The sequence below is a fragment of the Streptomyces sp. F001 genome, from assembly GCF_004187715.1.
GTDB lineage: Bacteria > Actinomycetota > Actinomycetes > Streptomycetales > Streptomycetaceae > Streptomyces > Streptomyces flavusporus.
This window is the reverse complement of sequence record NZ_QZWF01000003.1, coordinates 507377-525901: the sequence shown is the minus strand read 5'-3', so window position 1 is coordinate 525901 and position 18525 is coordinate 507377. Positions and strand designations below refer to the sequence as shown.

General features: G+C 67.5%; 14 protein-coding genes and 1 pseudogene. 8 read left to right on the top strand and 7 right to left on the bottom strand.

The features are described from left to right. Nucleotide 1: 1 nt before the first annotated feature. From gyrA to dnaA, 7 genes and pseudogenes are all read right to left on the bottom strand, one after another. A complete protein-coding gene (gene gyrA / locus StrepF001_RS15690; RefSeq protein WP_129798852.1) occupies nt 2-2593 on the bottom strand; it encodes a DNA gyrase subunit A in 2592 nt (863 codons plus the stop codon). 42 nt (nt 2594-2635) lie between these two features. Beyond that, complete coding sequence (gene gyrB, locus StrepF001_RS15685) at nt 2636-4720, bottom strand: DNA topoisomerase (ATP-hydrolyzing) subunit B (RefSeq protein ID WP_129798850.1); 2085 nt, start codon at nt 4718-4720, stop codon at nt 2636-2638. A gap of 401 nt (nt 4721-5121) precedes the next feature. Continuing rightward, nucleotides 5122-5649 carry a DciA family protein gene (locus tag StrepF001_RS15680; RefSeq protein WP_129798849.1) on the bottom strand — a complete coding sequence of 176 codons (528 nt, stop codon included), beginning with the start codon at nt 5647-5649 and terminating at the stop codon, nt 5122-5124. Continuing rightward, nucleotides 5646-6767: a DNA replication/repair protein RecF gene (gene recF, locus StrepF001_RS15675; protein ID WP_129798848.1), complete on the bottom strand. Its 1122-nt coding sequence runs from the start codon at nt 6765-6767 to the stop codon at nt 5646-5648. Before recF ends, StrepF001_RS15680 begins: the two co-directional genes overlap by 4 nt. A gap of 39 nt (nt 6768-6806) precedes the next feature. After that, nucleotides 6807-7682: a phosphogluconate dehydrogenase (NAD(+)-dependent, decarboxylating) gene (gene gnd, locus StrepF001_RS15670; protein WP_129798846.1), complete on the bottom strand. Its 876-nt coding sequence runs from the start codon at nt 7680-7682 to the stop codon at nt 6807-6809. 189 nt (nt 7683-7871) lie between these two features. After that, a complete protein-coding gene (dnaN, locus tag StrepF001_RS15665; RefSeq protein ID WP_129798845.1) occupies nt 7872-9002 on the bottom strand; it encodes a DNA polymerase III subunit beta in 1131 nt (376 codons plus the stop codon). Between the two features lie 856 nt (nt 9003-9858). After that, nucleotides 9859-11798 (bottom strand): annotated as a pseudogene (gene dnaA / locus StrepF001_RS15655) (chromosomal replication initiator protein DnaA). Nucleotides 11799-12173: 375 nt separating this feature from the next. Here dnaA and rpmH point away from each other — a divergent pair. The 8 genes from rpmH to StrepF001_RS15615 all read left to right on the top strand — a co-directional run bounded on the left by rpmH (nt 12174) and on the right by StrepF001_RS15615 (nt 18224). Next, nucleotides 12174-12311 carry a 50S ribosomal protein L34 gene (rpmH, locus tag StrepF001_RS15650; RefSeq protein ID WP_003956500.1) on the top strand — a complete coding sequence of 46 codons (138 nt, stop codon included), beginning with the start codon at nt 12174-12176 and terminating at the stop codon, nt 12309-12311. Between the two features lie 21 nt (nt 12312-12332). After that, nucleotides 12333-12704 (top strand): ribonuclease P protein component, encoded by a 372-nt coding sequence (gene rnpA / locus StrepF001_RS15645; RefSeq protein ID WP_129798843.1) that lies wholly within the window; start codon nt 12333-12335, stop codon nt 12702-12704. Then, nucleotides 12701-13054: a membrane protein insertion efficiency factor YidD gene (gene yidD / locus StrepF001_RS15640; protein WP_129798842.1), complete on the top strand. Its 354-nt coding sequence runs from the start codon at nt 12701-12703 to the stop codon at nt 13052-13054. The genes rnpA and yidD overlap by 4 nt, the downstream gene beginning before the upstream one ends. A 3-nt stretch (nt 13055-13057) precedes the next feature. Continuing rightward, nucleotides 13058-14344 (top strand): membrane protein insertase YidC, encoded by a 1287-nt coding sequence (gene yidC / locus StrepF001_RS15635; protein WP_129798841.1) that lies wholly within the window; start codon nt 13058-13060, stop codon nt 14342-14344. A gap of 15 nt (nt 14345-14359) precedes the next feature. Further along, entirely contained in the window at nt 14360-14872 is a 513-nt protein-coding gene (locus StrepF001_RS15630; protein WP_129798840.1) for a R3H domain-containing nucleic acid-binding protein, read from the top strand. Nucleotides 14873-14980: 108 nt separating this feature from the next. Continuing rightward, nucleotides 14981-15697: a 16S rRNA (guanine(527)-N(7))-methyltransferase RsmG gene (rsmG, locus tag StrepF001_RS15625; protein WP_129798839.1), complete on the top strand. Its 717-nt coding sequence runs from the start codon at nt 14981-14983 to the stop codon at nt 15695-15697. Nucleotides 15698-16053: 356 nt separating this feature from the next. Next, entirely contained in the window at nt 16054-17127 is a 1074-nt protein-coding gene (locus tag StrepF001_RS15620) for a ParA family protein (RefSeq protein WP_129799119.1), read from the top strand. Then, complete coding sequence (locus tag StrepF001_RS15615) at nt 17124-18224, top strand: ParB/RepB/Spo0J family partition protein (RefSeq protein ID WP_129798838.1); 1101 nt, start codon at nt 17124-17126, stop codon at nt 18222-18224. Before StrepF001_RS15620 ends, StrepF001_RS15615 begins: the two co-directional genes overlap by 4 nt. Nucleotides 18225-18525: the final 301 nt, after the last annotated feature.

Genomic DNA, 18525 nt, shown 5'->3' with positions numbered 1-18525 from the left:
GCTACTCGGCCGAGGGCGCCTCACCCTCGTCCGTGCCGGTGGTCGCGGCACCTTCGACGGTCTCGTCGACGGCAATGACGCCGTCAACCTCCTCCGCCTCACGTCCCGCCTCGGCGTTACGTGCGATACCGACCACGGCATCGCGCTTGCCCAGATTGATCAGTTGGACGCCCATGGTGTCACGGCCCGTCTCCCTGACCTCGTTGACTCGCGTGCGAATCACACCGCCGGACAGCGTGATGGCGAGGATCTCGTCGGTCTCCTCGACCACCAGCGCGCCGACGAGCGATCCACGGTCCTCGACGATCTTGGCGGCCTTGATGCCGAGACCGCCGCGACCCTGGACGCGGTACTCGTCGACAGCGGTCCGCTTCGCGTACCCGCCGTCGGTGGCAGTGAACACGAACGTACCGGGTCGAACAACATTCATCGAGAGGAGTTCGTCTCCCGCACGGAAACTCATGCCCTTGACGCCCGAGGTCGCTCGACCCATGGGGCGCAGCGACTCGTCCGTCGCGGTGAACCTGATCGACTGCGCCTTCTTGCTGATCAGCAGCAGATCGTCGTCGGGCGACACGAGTTCGGCTCCGATCAGTTCGTCATCGGAACCGTCCTCCCTTTCACGGAGATTGATCGCGATCACGCCGCCGGAGCGGGGCGAATCGTAATCCTTCAGCGGCGTCTTCTTGACCAGACCGGCCTTCGTGGCCAGGACCAGATACGGCGCCGCCTCGTAGTCACGGATCGCGAGGATCTCGGCGATCGCCTCGTCCGGCTGGAAAGCCAGCAGGTTGGCGACATGCTGGCCGCGCGCGTCCCGGCCGGCGTCCGGCAGCTCGTAGGCCTTGGCCCGGTACACCCGGCCCTTGTTGGTGAAGAACAGCAGCCAGTGGTGGGTCGTCGAAACGAAGAAGTGGTCGACGATGTCGTCTTCCTTCAGCTTCGTACCGCGTACGCCCTTGCCGCCGCGCTTCTGCGCCCGGTAGTCGTCCGTCTTGGTCCGCTTGACGTAACCGCCGCGCGTGACCGTGACGACGATGTCCTCCTCGGCGATGAGGTCCTCGATGGACATGTCACCGTCGTAGGGGATCAGCTGGGTCTTGCGGTCGTCGCCGTACTTCTCGACGATCGCGGCGAGTTCCTCGCTGACGATTCCGCGCTGGCGGATCGGCGAGGCGAGGATCTCGTTGTACTCGGTGATCTTCGCCTGGAGCTCGTCGTGCTCCTGAACGATCTTCTGGCGCTCCAGGGCGGCCAGTCGGCGCAGCTGCATCTCGAGGATGGCGTTGGCCTGGATCTCGTCGATCTCCAGGAGCTCCATCAGGCCGGTACGCGCGATCTCGACCGTGTCACTGGCCCGGATCAGCGCAATGACCTCGTCGATGGCATCCAGCGCCTTCAGCAGACCGCGCAGGATGTGCGCCCGCTCCTCGGCCTTGCGCAGCCTGAAGCGCGTACGGCGGACGATGACCTCGATCTGGTGCGTCACCCAGTGGCGGATGAACGCGTCCAGGGACAGCGTGCGCGGCACACCGTCGACCAGCGCCAGCATGTTGGCGCCGAAGTTCGTCTGCAGGTCGGTGTGCTTGTAGAGGTTGTTCAGTACGACCTTGGCGACCGCGTCCCGCTTCAGGACGATGACAAGGCGCTGGCCCGTGCGGGAGCTCGTCTCGTCGCGGACGTCCGCGATGCCGCCGATCTTGCCGTCCTTCACCAGGTCGGCGATCTTCTGTGCGAGGTTGTCGGGGTTGACCTGATACGGCAGCTCCGTGACCACCAGGCACTGGCGGCCCTGGATCTCCTCGACCTCGACGACCGCGCGCATGGTGATCGAGCCGCGGCCGGTGCGGTAGGCCTCCTCGATGCCCTTACGGCCCACCACAAGGGCACCGGTCGGGAAATCGGGGCCCTTGATGCGCTCGATGAGCGCGTCCAGCAGCTCCTCGTGGCTGGCCTCCGGGTGCTCCAGGTACCACTGGGCGCCGGCCGCGACCTCACGCAGGTTGTGCGGGGGGATGTTGGTGGCCATGCCGACCGCGATACCGGCGGAGCCGTTGATCAGCAGGTTCGGGAAGCGGGCGGGCAGGACGGTCGGCTCCTGGGAGCGGCCGTCGTAGTTGTCCGTGAAGTCGACGGTCTCCTCGTCGATGTCGCGGACCATCTCCATCGACAGCGGCGCCATCTTGCACTCGGTGTAGCGCATGGCCGCCGCCGGGTCGTTGCCCGGGGAGCCGAAGTTGCCGTTGGAGTCGACGAGCGGCATGCGCATCGCCCACGGCTGGGCCAGGCGGACCAGCGCGTCGTAGATGGAGCTGTCGCCGTGGGGGTGGTAGTTGCCCATGACGTCGCCCACGACACGCGCGCACTTGTAGAAGCCGCGCTCGGGGCGGTAGCCGCCGTCGTACATCGCGTACAGGACGCGGCGGTGGACGGGCTTGAGGCCGTCCCGGACGTCCGGCAGCGCGCGGGAGACGATGACGGACATCGCGTAGTCGAGGTAGGAGCGCTGCATCTCCGTCTCGAGCCCGACGGGCTCGACACGGAGGGCCGGGCCCTCTTCTTCAGGCGTGACGGGGGTGTTCTCGTCGGCCATAGCTGGTGAAGATCCTTCCTGGTGCGGTCAGCTGAGACCGACTCAGATGTCGAGGAAGCGGACGTCCTTGGCGTTGCGCTGGATGAACTGGCGGCGCGCCTCGACGTCCTCGCCCATCAGGACCGAGAACAGCTCGTCGGCCTGGGCGGCGTCGTCCAGGGTGACCTGGCCGAGGACGCGGTGCTCCTGGTCCATCGTGGTGATGCGCAGTTCCTCGGCGTTCATCTCGCCGAGACCCTTGAAGCGCTGGATCGAGTCCTCCCTGATCCGCTTGCCACGCTGGCGGCCCATCTCCAGCAGCGCGTCGCGCTCGCGGTCGGAGTACGCGTACTCGATGTCCTCCCGACCCCACTTGATCTTGTAGAGCGGGGGACGGGACAGGAACACATGGCCCGCCTCGACCAGCGGCCGCATGAAGCGGAACAGGAAGGTCAGCAGCAGGGTGTTGATGTGCTGGCCGTCGACGTCGGCGTCCGCCATGAGGATGATCTTGTGGTAGCGGAGCTTCTCGATGTCGAAGTCCTCGTGGACCCCGGTGCCGAAGGCGGAGATCAACGCCTGGATCTCCTGGTTCTGCAGGATCTTGTCGATCCGCGCCTTCTCGACGTTGAGGATCTTGCCTCGGATCGGGAGGATCGCCTGGTACTCCGGGTTGCGGCCGGATTTGGCCGAGCCGCCGGCGGAGTCACCCTCGACGATGAAGATCTCGCACTTGGTGGGGTCGTTCGACTGGCAGTCGGACAGCTTGCCCGGCAGCGACGCGCTCTCCAGCAGCCCCTTGCGGCGGGTCAGGTCACGGGCCTTGCGGGCCGCCACGCGCGCGGTGGCCGCCTGGATGCCCTTGCGGACGATGTCCGCGCCCTCGTTCGGGTTGCGGTCCAACCAGTCGTTGAGGTGCTCGTAGACCACCTTCTGGACGAAGGTCTTCGCCTCCGTGTTGCCCAGCTTGGTCTTGGTCTGGCCCTCGAACTGGGGCTCGCTCAGCTTGACCGAGATGATCGCCGTCAGACCCTCGCGGATGTCGTCACCCGTGAGGTTGTCGTCCTTCTCCCGCAGCAGCTTCTTGTCGCGCGCGTACTTGTTGATGAGCGAGGTCAGCGCGGCGCGGAAGCCCTCTTCGTGGGTACCGCCCTCGTGGGTGTGGATGATGTTGGCGAACGAGTACACGCCCTCGGTGTAGCCGTTGTTCCACTGCATCGCGACCTCGACGGACAGGTTCTTCTCCTTGTCCTCCGCCTCGAGGTCGATGACCGACGGGTGCACCACATCTCCCTTGCGGGAGTTGAGGTACGTCACGAAGTCGACGATGCCGCCCTCGTAGTGGTAGGAGACTGTCTTGGGCTCGGCCTTCTCGTCCGCGCCCGCCTCGTCCGCACCGGCCGTGGCCTTGGCCGACTCGCGCTCGTCAGTGAGTTTGATCGTCAAACCCTTGTTGAGGAACGCCATCTCCTGGAAGCGCCGCGAGAGCGTCTCGAAGGAGTAGTCGGTGGTCTCGAAGATGTCCGGGTCGGCCCAGAAGGTCACCGACGTGCCGGTCTCCTCCGTGGCCTCGTGCTGGGCGAGCGGGGCGGTCGGGACGCCCATCTTGTAGTCCTGCGTCCAGCGGTGGCCGTCGGTCTTGATCTCGACGGAGACCTTGGTGGACAGGGCGTTCACGACCGAGACGCCGACGCCGTGCAGACCGCCGGAGACCGCGTAGCCGCCGCCGCCGAACTTGCCGCCCGCGTGCAGCACGGTCAGCACGACCTCGACGGCCGGCTTGTTCTCCGAGGGGACGATGCCCACCGGGATGCCACGGCCGTTGTCGACGACCCGGACCCCGCCGTCGGCGAGGATCGTGACGTCGATGGTGTCCGCGTGCCCGGCCAGCGCCTCGTCGACGGAGTTGTCGACGACCTCCTGCACAAGGTGGTGCAGTCCGCGCTCACCGGTCGAGCCGATGTACATACCGGGTCGCTTGCGAACCGCGTCCAGACCCTCGAGGACGGTGATGGCGCTGGCGTCGTACGAAGCTGTGACCTCGCCGTTCAAGGCGATGGCCGCGGCGTTCACGTCGGCGTCGGTGGACGGGATGTTCTCGTTGGGGTTGCCGGAATCGGCCACGAAGCGCCCTTTCTGGCACAGCACGAGCCAGGCTCGTCGGCGGGTTGCCGGAGCGGCTGCGGCATGTTGCGTTGGTAAGCCTTGATCAGCGTTGCTCAGCTTTTCCCGGACGTCCCCACGACTGGGGCGGGATTGTCCTCCAGTCTACCGGTAGCGCCGACAGTGATGGGGGTTTGCGGGCACCTGAGTCCTCATGTGGCGCCCTGAACCATCCTCGGCCGGGTCCCGATATGCGGATGGGGGCTCCAAGAGGCTCACAGAGGCACTCAGCGCTTCCGGATGTCAACCCTTTGCTACTCCGGGGGCAGACCGATATTCGCAACTGTGTCCGGTCATGCGGCAGTAGGCGTCCCGCGGTCACACCGACGCCCGTTCGACAACACCAACGTGATGTCAGTCACTCCCGACAGAACCGGTCGGCCGGATCACCCGTAGGTGTCGCCGGAGCCCGTGCTGCCGGGCGCACGCAAGGGGCCGTAGCGGCGGGCAGGGCCGCCGGGCCCGTACACCTTGATCTGCTTCACCGCGCCGTGCCCGAGGTCCTCGTTGAGGCGGGCGACCAGCGTGGGCGCGAGCAGCCGCAGGTTCGTCGCCCAGGCCGTGGAGTCGCAGCGCACGACCAGCACCCGCTCGTCCTCGTCGTACTTCTCCGGAACGCAGTGCTTGGCCACGTCCTCGCCGACGATCTGCGGCCATCGGCCCATCACGCCGCCCACCGCGGCCGGGGCCTCCCAGCCCCGCTCACTGATCAGCCGGTTGATCGCCGCACCGAGCGCCATCGGGTCGCGGCCGTCGGCGCGCGCCCCGGAGCGCAGGCCGCCACGCCGCGCCTGCTTCTTCTGCTGCGCCGCATCCCCACGCGCGCGTGCCTGCTCCTTCGCCGCCCGCAGCGCGACCCGCGCGAGGTCGACGCCGGAAGGGGTCCCCTTGGGTGCCGGTTCATCGGTGCTCATACGCGCTCCACCGTCCCGTCCGACACCGTGTACCGCGCCCCCGCCAGCACATGCGGTACGTCGTCGTCGACCGCTGCCGTCACCAGCACCTGCTCGCCGGGCGCAACCAGCTCGGCCAGGCGCTCGCGCCGACGGGTGTCCAGCTCCGCGAAGACGTCGTCGAGGATCAGCACAGGCTCGTTGCCCTCGGCGCGCAGCAGGTCGTACGACGCGAGGCGCAGCGCCAGCGCGTAGGACCAGGACTCCCCATGGGAGGCGTACCCCTTGGCAGGCAGCTCACCGAGTTTGAGAATCACATCGTCCCGATGGGGCCCTACGAGGGTGACGCCCCGCTCGATCTCCTGCTTCCGGGCCTCGGCCAGCGCGGCAATCAGCTGCTCGAAAAGGGCCTCGCGGGTGTGCGCGTCGCCCGGAGACGACGCCTTGTACTCCAGAGCGACCGGGCCGCCGCCGGGGGCCAGCTGCTCGTACGCCTTGTCGGCGAGCGGCTGAAGCGCGGCGATCAGGTCGAGGCGCTGGGCGAGCAGCTCGGCACCCGCGCGCGCGAGATGCTGATCCCATACGTCGAGGGTGGACAGGTCCATCGAGCGGCCCCCGTGCCGACGGGCCAGCGCGGCCGACTTCAGCAGCGTGTTCCGCTGCCTGAGGACACGCTCGTAGTCGGAGCGCACTCCGGCCATGCGCGGCGAACGGGCGGTGATCAGCTCGTCGAGGAAGCGGCGCCGCTCCCCCGGGTCGCCCTTCACCAGGGCGAGGTCCTCGGGCGCGAACATCACGGTGCGCACGATGCCCAGCACATCACGGGGCCTGACCTGTGAGGACCTGTTGATGCGGGCGCGGTTGGCCTTGCCAGGGTTCAGCTCCAGCTCCACCAGCTGCTGCCGGTCGCCCTGGCGGACCTGCGCGCGGATGATCGCGCGGTCGGCACCCATGCGGACGAGGGGGGCGTCGGAGGCGACCCGGTGGCTGCCGAGAGTGGCGAGGTAACCGACGGCCTCGACAAGATTCGTCTTGCCCTGCCCATTGGGCCCGACGAAGGCGGTGACGCCCGGGTCGAGCGGGACCTCGACCCGGGCATACGAGCGGAAGTCGGCCAGCGACAGATGCGTGACGTGCATGGTGGTGCGCCGACCTCCCCCGGTGTCCTGTGTTACTCGCTACTTCTTCTCGACCGCGTGGCCGCCGAACTGGTTCCGCAGCGCCGCGATCATCTTCATCTGCGGAGAGTCCTCCTGGCGCGACGCGAACCGCGCGAAGAGGGAAGCCGTGATCGCGGGCAGCGGCACGGCGTTGTCGATCGCGGCCTCCACAGTCCAGCGGCCCTCGCCGGAGTCCTGTGCATAACCCTTGAGCTGCTCCAGGTGCTCGTCCTCGTCGAGGGCGTTGACCGCAAGGTCGAGCAGCCAGGAGCGGATGACAGTGCCCTCCTGCCAGGACCGGAAGACCTCCCGGACGTCGGTCACGGAGTCGACCTTCTCCAGCAGCTCCCAGCCCTCGGCGTAGGCCTGCATCATCGCGTACTCGATGCCGTTGTGGACCATCTTCGCGAAGTGGCCCGCGCCGACCTTGCCGGCATGCACAGAGCCGGAGTCGCCCTTGGGCTTGAGCGCGTCGAAGATCGGCTGCACCTTGGCGACGTTCTCCGCGTCGCCGCCGTACATCAGCGCGTAGCCGTTTTCCAGGCCCCAGACGCCGCCGGAGACGCCGCAGTCGACAAAGCCTATGCCCTTGGCGGCCAGCTCCTCGGCGTGCTTCTCGTCGTCCGTCCAGCGCGAGTTCCCGCCGTCCACGACGACGTCACCAGGCTCCAGCAGCTCGGCGAGTTCGTCGATGGTCGACTGGGTGGGTGCACCGGCCGGGACCATCACCCACACGACCCGCGGGCCCTGCAGCTTGCCCACAAGCTCTTCGAGGCTGTGGACATCCGCGAGGTCCGGGTTGCGGTCGTATCCGATGACGGTGTGGCCCGCGCGGCGGATCCGCTCGCGCATGTTGCCGCCCATCTTGCCGAGGCCGACGAGACCGAGCTCCATCAGTTGTGTTCCTTAGGTTGCTGTGGCGTGTGAGGCACCTTCGTACCCGCGTCCGAGCCTAAACCCGGACGGTCACGCACACCTGTGGGCATACGCGCTCATACGTAGCCCCTCACCTGCGGCTTCGAGGGATCGACGGGCACGGTTGTCCACTCGGACCGCACCGCCTGTGGACAACCGTCGGCAGCGTCAGCCGCTCAGGCGCACCGGCATGATCAGGTACTTGTAGGCCTCGTCCGCCTCGGCATCCAGCGCCGGCTTGCCGCTGAGCAGCGCGGGCTTCGTGGACGTCGTGAACGACAGCTGGGCCACCGGGGAGTCGATGGCGCTCAGTCCGTCCAGCAGGAACGTCGGGTTGAAGGCGATCGAGATGTCATCGCCCTCCAGCTGGGCGTCCACCCGTTCCACAGCCTGTGCGTCGTCGCTGGAGCCGGCCTCCAGGATGAGCACGCCCTGCTCGAAGCTGAGCCGCACCGGAGTGTTCCGCTCGGCGACCAGGGCCACACGCTTGACGGCTTCCACGAAAGGCGCGGTCTCGATCACGGCGACGGAGTTGAACTCGGTCGGGAACAGCGTGCGGTACTTCGGGAGGTCGCCCTCCAGGAGGCGGGTCGTCGTACGGCGACCGGCGCCCTCGAAGCCGATCAGACCCTCGCCCGCGCCCGAGCCGGACAGCGCCAGGATCACGGTGTCGCCGCTGGTCAGCGCCTTGGCCGTGTCCAGGAGCGTCTTGGCGGGCACCAGGGCGACCGCAGAGGCGTCCGGGTTCTCCGGCTTCCAGAGGAACTCGCGGACCGCGAAGCGGTAGCGGTCCGTCGAGGCCAGGGTGACCCGGTCGCCCTCGATCTCGATGCGCACACCGGTGAGGACGGGCAGCGTGTCGTCACGACCGGCGGCGATGGCGACCTGGGCGGCCGCGGCGGCGAAGACCTCGCCGGGGACCGTGCCCGTGGCGTTCGGCATCTGCGGCAGCGCCGGGTACTCCTCCACAGGCAGGGTGTGGAGTGTGAAGCGCGAGGAGCCGCAGACCACCGTTGCCCGTACACCGTCTGTGGAAATCTCCACCGGTCGGTTGGGGAGGGCGCGGGAGATGTCGGCGAGCAGTCGGCCCGAGACCAGGACCGTGCCCTCCTCCTCGACCTCCGCCTCCACCGACACGCGCGCGGAGACCTCGTAGTCGAAGCTGGACAGGCTCAGCTGGCCGTCCTCGGCCTTCAGCAGCAGGCCGGCGAGGACAGGCGCCGGCGGACGGGCCGGGAGGCTGCGCGCCGCCCAGGCCACTGCCTCCGCGAGTACGTCGCGTTCCACCCGGATCTTCACTGTTGCCGCCTCCTGCTGTTGCCGGCGCTTCTCGCCCTGCCTGGCTTCGTCGTCTGTCTCGGTGTCGCGGGCCCTGGGACGGGAAGGACACCGGGGAACAGTCTGACGCACCGCACTGACAGTAGGTGCCTCTCGGGGTCAAGTCGTGACGAGGGGCAGCAGGACGCCGAAGAGCGAGTTGTGCACAGGGCCCTCTTCGAAACGGATTCCCAGCTCTCTCTAGTTGGGAGTAGTAGTAGGGCCTGTGGATACCGTGGATAACTACGTTATCCCAGCTCAGGGCGGAAATTTTGTCCACGGGGCCTGTGGGCCGAGACGGTGGACAACTGAACACTTCTGTGGAGAACGGAAAGTTCTGCACACCCCATGCACAGGGTGGGGCGAGTTCTCCCCAGCGCCGTCCCCAGCTTTACCCATGTTTCCCACAGCCCAACCCGGCAGCTTTGTGTGACGCCTTTCACTCGGCCCGGTGAGCAGGCGCGTCGTGTTGCCGAACAGTGGACAGAGCTGTGGAGAAGGTAGGCACCACTGGGGACAACCTGCCCCGGCCTGTGGGTGGCCGGTGGACAACTCCGTGCACAGTCTGTGGATCACCTGCCTGTCCACAGTCTGTGGAGATCCTTCGTCCACCGATCCACAACCACTTGACCTGGTCTGATGGTCCTTCAACAAGCCGGGCTGTGGACACGATCTGGACAACTTCGCAGTCCCCAGGATGTGGACGGCAGAAAGTCACCGAATCTGTGGAGAGTGGCCGTAACCCGGCTCGTAATCGAACCGCGGGTGGCCGGCGAACGACGAAGGGCGCCCCGGGGACCTCGTCCCGGGGCGCCCTCAGAGGCGTAGGACGGCTGTGTCAGCCGTTCTTGATGCGGTTCGTCAGCTCGGTGACCTGGTTGTAGATGGAGCGCCGCTCGGCCATCAGATTGCGGATTTTGCGGTCGGCGTGCATCACCGTCGTGTGGTCGCGGCCGCCGAACAGCGCGCCGATCTTCGGCAGGGACAGGTCCGTCAGCTCGCGGCACAGGTACATGGCGATCTGCCGGGCCGTCACCAGCGCGCGCCCGCGCGAGGTTCCGCACAGGTCCTCGACCGTGAGGCCGAAGTAGTCGGCGGTCGCGCTCATGATGGCCGTCGAGGTGATCTCGGGGGCGGAGTCCTCGCCGCCGGGGATCAGATCCTTCAGGACGATCTCCGTCAGGCCCAGGTCCACCGGCTGCCGGTTGAGCGACGCGAACGCCGTCACCCGGATCAGCGCGCCCTCCAGCTCGCGGATGTTGCGCGAGATCCGCGAGGCGATGAACTCCAGTACCTCTGGCGGGGCGTTGAGCTGCTCCTGCACCGCCTTCTTGCGCAGAATCGCGATCCGCGTCTCCAGCTCGGGCGGCTGGACGTCGGTGATCAGGCCCCACTCGAAACGGTTCCGCAGCCGGTCCTCCAGCGTCACCAGCTGCTTGGGCGGCCGGTCGCTGGAGAGCACGATCTGCTTGTTGTCGTTGTGGAGCGTGTTGAAGGTGTGGAAGAACTCCTCCTGCGTCGACTCCTTGTCCGCCAGGAACTGGATGTCGTCGACGAGCAGGATGTCCATCTCGCGGTACCGCTTGCGGAAACTGTCGCCCTTGCCGTCGCGGATGGAGTTGATGAACTCGTTGGTGAACTCCTCCGAGCTCACGTACCGCACACGCGTGCCCGGGTAGAGGCTCCGCGCGTAGTGTCCGATCGCGTGCAGCAGGTGCGTCTTGCCGAGCCCCGACTCCCCATAGATGAACAGGGGGTTGTACGCCTTGGCCGGCGCTTCGGCGACGGCCACCGCAGCTGCGTGCGCGAAGCGGTTCGAGGCGCCGATGACGAACGTGTCGAAGAGGTACTTCGGGTTCAGTCGCGCGGTCGGCTCACCGGGGCCGGTCGCCGGTGCGGGCTGCGCCGCCAGCGGGCCTGGCGCGCCACTGGACGCGGGCAGCGAGGTGCCCGCCGGGCCACGGTGTGGGGGCCCGGCGCTGCCCTGCTGCTCGGGCAGTTCCCGTCGGGCGTCGCGCTGGTCGTAGTCGCCGCGTGACGGGTCGTAGTCGGAGCGCTGCTGGTCGTACGACGGGCGCTCCATGCCCTGCTGGCGGTACTCCTGCGAGGGTGATCCGTACGAGTCCTGCGCCGGGGAGCCATAGGAGTCGCGGGACGGTGAGCCGTACGCGTCCTGCGAGGGTGAGCCGTACGCGTCCTGCGGCGGTGAGCCGTACGCGTCCTGTGACGGCGTTGCATAGGGGTCCCGTTCCGGGAAGCCGAGCCGCGGCTGCTGCCAGCTGTACTCGTCCTGCGCCGACCGTGGCCAGGCGCCCGGCTCGGGGCGCTGGTACTCCGCCGGGTAGGCGGGGCGGGCCGTGGGGAGCTGGTCGCCGGACGCTCCGGGGCGCCGTTCGGAGCGGTGCCGGCCGTAGCCCTCGTACTGGCTGGACGGAGCGGGGAGTTCCGGCTCCTCGTAGCGCGGCTGGGCTGGGTGGGGGCGCCGACGGGCGGGGTCTCGCCGGCGGAGTCGTCGACGGTGATCGCGATGCGGATCGGGCGGCCGCACTCACGGCTCAGCGTCTCGCTCACGATCGGGGCGAGGCGGCCCTCGAGTACGCCCTTCGCAAACTCGTTCGGTACGGCCAGCAGGGCGGTGTCGGCGACCAGTGCGAGGGGCTGGCAGCGCCGGATCCAGTGCTCGTCCTTGGCCTCGACGCCCTGCCCGCGGCCCTCACCGAGAAGCTGCTCGAGAACTCGTGGCCACACTGCGGCAAGATCGGCAGGTACGTCAGCCACAGGGCACGCTCTCTCATGGGTCCCACGAACGTGTGGTTGTGGGACGGGTCGGGATGTAAGTCGGGTTCCGCAGGGATAAGGGAACGAATCGAAGTCCAGCCACGGTAGTCAGGGCGACCGCTGTGGTTCAAGTTATTGTCCCCAGCCTGTGGATAGTGTCTCCCGGCGGCTGTCGGTTTGACCGGATGGCGTAGCCCCACGTACCGTAACCAGGTCGAGTTGTCGATGGCTGCTGCCGCCTGCCTCCGATGGGCACAGATCGCGTCAAGGTGATCGGAAAGCGGTGCACTCGGGCGTAACGCGAGCTACTCGTGGGCGCACGGTGACAGCCAGGACGGCACCCCGCCACCACCGATTTCTTTCTGGAGCCCCCGAGTGAGCAAGCGCACCTTCCAGCCGAACAACCGTCGTCGCGCGAAGACCCACGGCTTCCGGCTGCGTATGCGCACCCGTGCCGGCCGCGCGATTCTCGCGTCCCGCCGTAGCAAGGGTCGCGCCCGTCTGTCCGCCTGATCCCGGTCAGGTCATGACGTCGTGCTGCCCACCGAGAACCGGCTGAGGCGGCGCGAGGACTTCGCGACCGCGGTTCGACGAGGACGCCGGGCTGGACGCCCACTTCTCGTCGTCCACCTTCGTAGCGGTGCCACGGACCCGCACGCGCCTGGGGAGAGCGCTCCCCCGACGCGTGCGGGTTTCGTCGTGAGCAAGGCCGTGGGTGGCGCTGTCGTGCGCAACAAAGTCAAGCGCAGACTTCGCCATCTGATGCGTGAGCGAGTCGACCAGCTGCCCCCCGGTAGCCTGGTAGTCGTACGAGCGCTGCCCGGTGCGGGTGACGCTGAACATGCACAGCTGGCCCGAGACCTGGATGCCGCTCTTCAGCGGTTGCTGGGAGGGGGCGCGCGATGAAGTACCCGCTGCTGGCGCTGATCAAGCTGTACCAGTGGACTATCAGCCCGCTGCTCGGGCCGGTGTGCAAGTACTACCCGTCGTGTTCCCACTACGGCTACACGGCTATTGACCGGCACGGTGCCCTCAAGGGCACCGCACTCACGGCCTGGCGCATCCTGCGCTGCAATCCGTGGTCGCTGGGTGGTGTGGACCATGTCCCGCCGCGCAAGCGCCCGCGGTGGCACGAACTGCTGCGCAACGCATGGCGCGCACGCAAGGGCGGGCCCTCCGCCGCCGAAACGGCCACCGAAGAGAATGTTCTTTCGAGCCCGGCCGCAGAGACCCCGTCCCATGCCCAAGGAGCATGATTAGTGGACACGATTGCCAGCCTCTTCAGCTTCATCACCACACCCGTTTCGTGGGTCATCGTTCAGTTCCACTCGCTGTACGGTGCGATCTTCGGCCCTGACACGGGCTGGGCCTGGGGCCTGTCCATCGTGTCTCTGGTGGTGCTGATCCGTATCTGCCTGATCCCGCTCTTCGTGAAGCAGATCAAGGCGACCCGGGCCATGCAGACGCTCCAGCCCGAGATGAAGAAGATCCAGGAGCGCTACAAGAGCGACAAGCAGCGTCAGTCCGAAGAGATGATGAAGCTGTACAAGGAGACGGGCACCAACCCGCTCTCCTCGTGCCTTCCCATCCTGGCGCAGTCGCCGTTCTTCTTCGCCCTGTACCACGTGCTGAACAGCATCGCGTCGGGCGACACCATCGGCGTGATCAACGAGCGGCTGCTGGAGAGTGCGCAGAAGGCGCACATCGTCGGTGCCCCGCTGGCTGCGAAGTTCACGGACAGCTCGAGCACGGTCGAGGCGCTCGGCTCCTCGATCACCGACGTGCGGGTCGTCACCGCCATCATGATCATCCTGATGTCGCTGTCGCAGTTCTACACGCAGCGCCAGCTGATGACGAAGAACGTCGACACTTCGGTGAAGACGCCGTTCATGCAGCAGCAGAAGATGCTGATGTACATCTTCCCGGTGATCTTCGCGGTCTTCGGCATCAACTTCCCGGTCGGTGTCCTCGTCTACTGGCTGACCACCAACGTGTGGACCATGGGCCAGCAGATGTACGTCATCCGCAACAACCCGACCCCTGGTTCCAAGGCGCAGGCCGCCTACCTGGACCGCCTGTACAAGCACGTCACGCACCACGGCAAGGCCCGCAACCGGCGTGAGCGTGCCATCGTGAAGGCCATCGTGGCCAAGGGGCGCGACCGCAACGACTACGAGCGCAAGTTCATCAACGGCCTGAGCAAGGCGGGCCTCGCGGCCCAGGTTGACGGCTCCGTTGTGAAGAGCGAGGTCCCCGTGGCCACCGTGACCGAAGACGGTACGCCGGCCACCACCGCTCCCAAGCGTCAGCAGCCCAAGCGGCAGCCCAAGTCCAAGCGCCAGTCCGGCGGACCGAAGCCTGCCGGAGGTGCCGAGAAGACGTCCTCGCCGTCGACCTCGCTGAGCAAGTCGGGCGATCCGGAAGACGCCAAGCCGGCGGGGTCCGCCGGGAAGGCGAATCCCAAGTCCGGAGCCGGTTCCCGCAGCCGGGCCCAGTCCGGCCAGCGCAAGGGTCCGCAGCGGCCCAAGTCCTCGTCCAAGAAGTAAGAAGGAGTCCATCCCGTGACGGAAGGCACCACCCCCGCCGCTGCCGAGGGTGCAGACACCCTGACCCGCCTGGAGCAGGAGGGTGACATCGCGGCGGACTACCTCGAGGCTCTGCTGGACATCGCCGACCTCGACGGCGATATCGACATGGACGTCGAGGGTGACCGTGCTGCTGTCTCGATCATCAGCGACACGGGGAGCCGTGACCTGCAGAAGCTGGTCGGCCGGGACGGTGAGGTGCTGGAGGCGCTTCAGGAGCTCACGCGCCTGGCCGTGCACCGGGAAACCGGCGACCGCAGCCGACTGATGCTGGACATCGCCGGTTACCGTGCCAAGAAGCGCTCCGAGCTCTCCGAGCTGGGCGCCAAGGCTGCTGCCGAGGCCAAGAGCAGCGGCTCGCCTGTGAAGCTCAAGCCGATGACGCCGTTCGAGCGCAAGGTTGTCCACGACGCGGTCAAGGCCGCAGGTCTGCGCAGCGAGTCCGAGGGCGAGGAGCCGGAGCGCTTCGTCGTCGTGCTGCCTGCCTGAGCGGTTCCTACGCTCCACCGGCCCCGTCTGTTGCGCAGGCGGGGCCGAACTTTGTCAGCCTGGTGGTCAGCGCCCAGTGCGCTTTTGCGGTACGGAAGGACGGTCCCCGTGACGGAGGCAGCGGAGCTCCCCCCTGCGCCCGAGCAGGCACGCGACGTATTCGGTGATCGCTTCGCGGATGCGGTGAGGTACGCCGAGCTCCTGGCCGAGGCCGGGGTGCAGCGTGGGCTCATCGGCCCGCGTGAGGTGCCCCGTCTCTGGGAGCGGCATCTGCTGAACTGCGCCGTGCTCTCGGAGGTCGTTCCCGAGGGTGTGACGGTGTGCGACGTGGGTTCCGGTGCCGGTCTGCCCGGGATTCCCCTGGCGCTGGTGCGGGACGACCTGAAGATCACGCTGCTCGAGCCACTGCTCAGGCGAACGAACTTCCTGACCGAGGTCGTGGAACTGCTGGGCCTCGATCATGTGACCGTCGTGCGCGGCCGTGCCGAGGAGGTCATGGGCAAGCTGCCGCCGGTCCATGTGGTGACGGCGCGGGCCGTGGCACCGCTGGATCGGCTGGCCACCTGGGGGATTCCGTTGTTGCGCCCGTACGGCGAGATGCTTGCACTCAAGGGCGACACCGCGGAGGAGGAGCTGAAGAGCGCGGCCACTGCTCTGAGCAAGCTTGGTGCGGTTCAGACGTCCATCCTGCATGTCGGCGGGGGTGTGGTGGATCCGATGTCCACAGTCGTGCGTGTGGAGGTCGGGGAGAGCCCGGGCGGTGTGCGGTTCGCGGCGAAGCGTGCGAAGGCGGCACGTACGGGGCGGGCGCGGCGGCGGCGCTGAGATCGGTGGGTGCTGGGCCGTGGTGCCGTTCTCCTGAGGCGCCTGCTGATCCGTCCTGAGGGCGAGACGTACTCCACACAAGCTGCCAAACCTATGCATGACGGAGTGTCGCGACGGTCAGGCCCCGGCTGCTGTGCATCGTGTTTCACGTGAAACGTCGCTCACTGCTCCACGGCATCATCGGCCGCGGCCGCGCCGCGGCCGAACCTCGTGACCGCAAGCCCCTCGGTTCCCTGGGTGGGGAGGCTCCTGCCGATTCAGGTGACACTCCGTCCCTCACCAGAGGCACGGAGTTGTCCACAGAGGTGGATTTCTCCACAGAACACCAGGCCTCACTGGTTCGCGACCCCGAAGACATGGGAGGCTCTGTTCATTGCGAGCCTGAAGTCGAGGAGAGTGAATCCTTGCGGTCCGACGCCAACATCGCGGGACCGATGACCGATCCGGTCCCCGGTCCCCGTACCGAGTCGCCGGGGGAGGATGTTTCACGTGAAACACCGCCCCCGATGGACGACACTCCCATCGGTCGTGCTGCCCAACTGGCGGTCGAGGCTCTGGGCCGGGCCGGTGAGGGTCTGCCGCGACCCGAACAGACCCGTGTCATCGTCGTCGCCAACCAGAAGGGTGGAGTGGGCAAGACGACGACGACCGTCAACCTGGCCGCTTCGCTGGCTCTGCACGGTGGCCGTGTCCTGGTGATCGACCTCGACCCGCAGGGCAATGCGTCCACCGCTCTGGGGATCGACCATCACGCCGAAGTCCCTTCCATCTACGACGTGTTGATCGAGAGCAAGCCGCTCTCGGAGGTCGTTCAGCCGGTCCCCGATGTCGAGGGTCTCTTCTGCGCGCCCGCCACGATCGATCTCGCCGGTGCGGAGATCGAGCTGGTGTCCCTGGTGGCGCGGGAGAGCCGTCTCCAGCGTGCGATCCAGTCCTACGAGCAGCCACTGGACTACGTCCTTATCGACTGCCCACCGTCGCTCGGTCTGCTCACGGTCAACGCGCTGGTGGCCGGCCAGGAGGTCCTCATCCCGATCCAGTGCGAGTACTACGCGCTGGAGGGGCTGGGTCAGCTGCTACGCAACGTCGACCTGGTCCGGGGACACCTCAACCCTTCGCTGCATGTATCGACGATCCTGCTCACCATGTACGACGGTCGGACGCGGCTTGCGTCACAGGTCGCGGACGAGGTGCGCAACCACTTCGGCGACGAGGTGCTGCGGACGAGCATTCCCCGCTCGGTCCGTATCTCCGAGGCGCCGAGCTACGGGCAGACGGTGCTGACTTACGATCCAGGATCGAGCGGTGCCCTCTCCTATCTTGAGGCGGCACGAGAAATCGCGTTGAAGGGTGTCGGCGTCAGCTATGACGGGACGCACGCCCATATCGGCGCTCAGAGCGACCAGAGCATGGTGGAGGGGATCCAGTGAGCGAGCGACGGAGGGGGCTGGGACGTGGTCTCGGCGCGCTGATCCCTGCGGCCCCGACCGAGAGGACACCGGCGCAGACTGCGGTGGGGGGCGCTGCTTCCACGTCCCCCACGGCGGTGCCGGTGCTGAACAATGAGCGCGGGGTGGCCGCGGCGAAGGTGGCCACGCTGCCGCCTGTTTCACGTGAAACCGAGGAGCCATCGGTGAGCGGCGCCGTGGAGACGCCTGCACCTCCCATGGGCGCCCACTTCGCCGAGATCCCCCTCGGCTTCATCACGCCGAACCCGCGGCAGCCGCGTGAGGTCTTCGACGAGGATGCGCTGCACGAGCTCGTCACCTCCATCAAGGAGGTCGGTCTCCTCCAGCCGGTCGTCGTGCGGCAGCTGGGCATCGACCGCTACGAGCTCATCATGGGTGAGCGGCGTTGGCGGGCCTGCCGTGAGGCGGGACTTGAGGCGATCCCGGCGATTGTGCGGGCCACGGAGGACGAGAAGCTCCTCCTGGACGCCCTGCTGGAGAATCTGCATCGGGCCCAGCTGAACCCCCTCGAAGAGGCGGCCGCCTACGACCAGTTGCTGAAGGACTTCAACTGCACGCATGACCAGTTGGCGGACCGTATCGGTCGGTCCCGCCCGCAGGTCTCCAACACGCTGCGTCTGCTGAAGTTGTCGCCGGCGGTTCAGCGCCGGGTGGCCGCCGGAGTGCTCTCCGCCGGGCATGCGCGGGCCCTTCTCTCGGTCGAGGACTCGGAGGAGCAGGACCGGCTGGCGCACCGGATCGTGGCCGAGGGGCTCTCGGTGCGTGCCGTCGAGGAGATCGTGACCCTGATGGGATCGCGGCCCAAGGCTGCTCAGCGCTCCAAGGGCCCCCGGGCCGGGACCCGGGTCTCTCCGGCACTGACCGACCTCGCCACCCGTCTTTCGGACCGCTTCGAGACACGGGTGAAGGTCGACCTGGGCCAGAAGAAGGGCAAGATCACCGTGGAGTTCGCCTCCATGGAGGACCTCGAGCGGATCCTCAGCTCGCTCGCGCCCGGTGAGGGGCCGGTCCTGCAGAAGAGCCTTCTGGAGGGCGACTCCGAGGAGGCAGAAGACTGAGCCTCGGGCGGCGGGGTGGTTCCGCCCAGCAGGGCCGTCAGTGCGGGCCGTGTCCGGTGTGTACCGGAACGCGGCCCGCACTTTGCTTTTTGGCGGTATCGATGGAATCGCATCGTGGATACGATGCGTTCGGATATGGCGCATCCACCTGGGAGTAGGCTCTAAGGGGAGGCGGGTCATGCGACCGATGAGCCGGACCGGACTGGTGAGCGCGGGACTGGGGCTGGGCGCGGTCGGCGGGTTCGTCGGCAGCCTGCTCAGAGAACGGAGCGCACTGACTGACGCCCGCGATGCGGCGGGC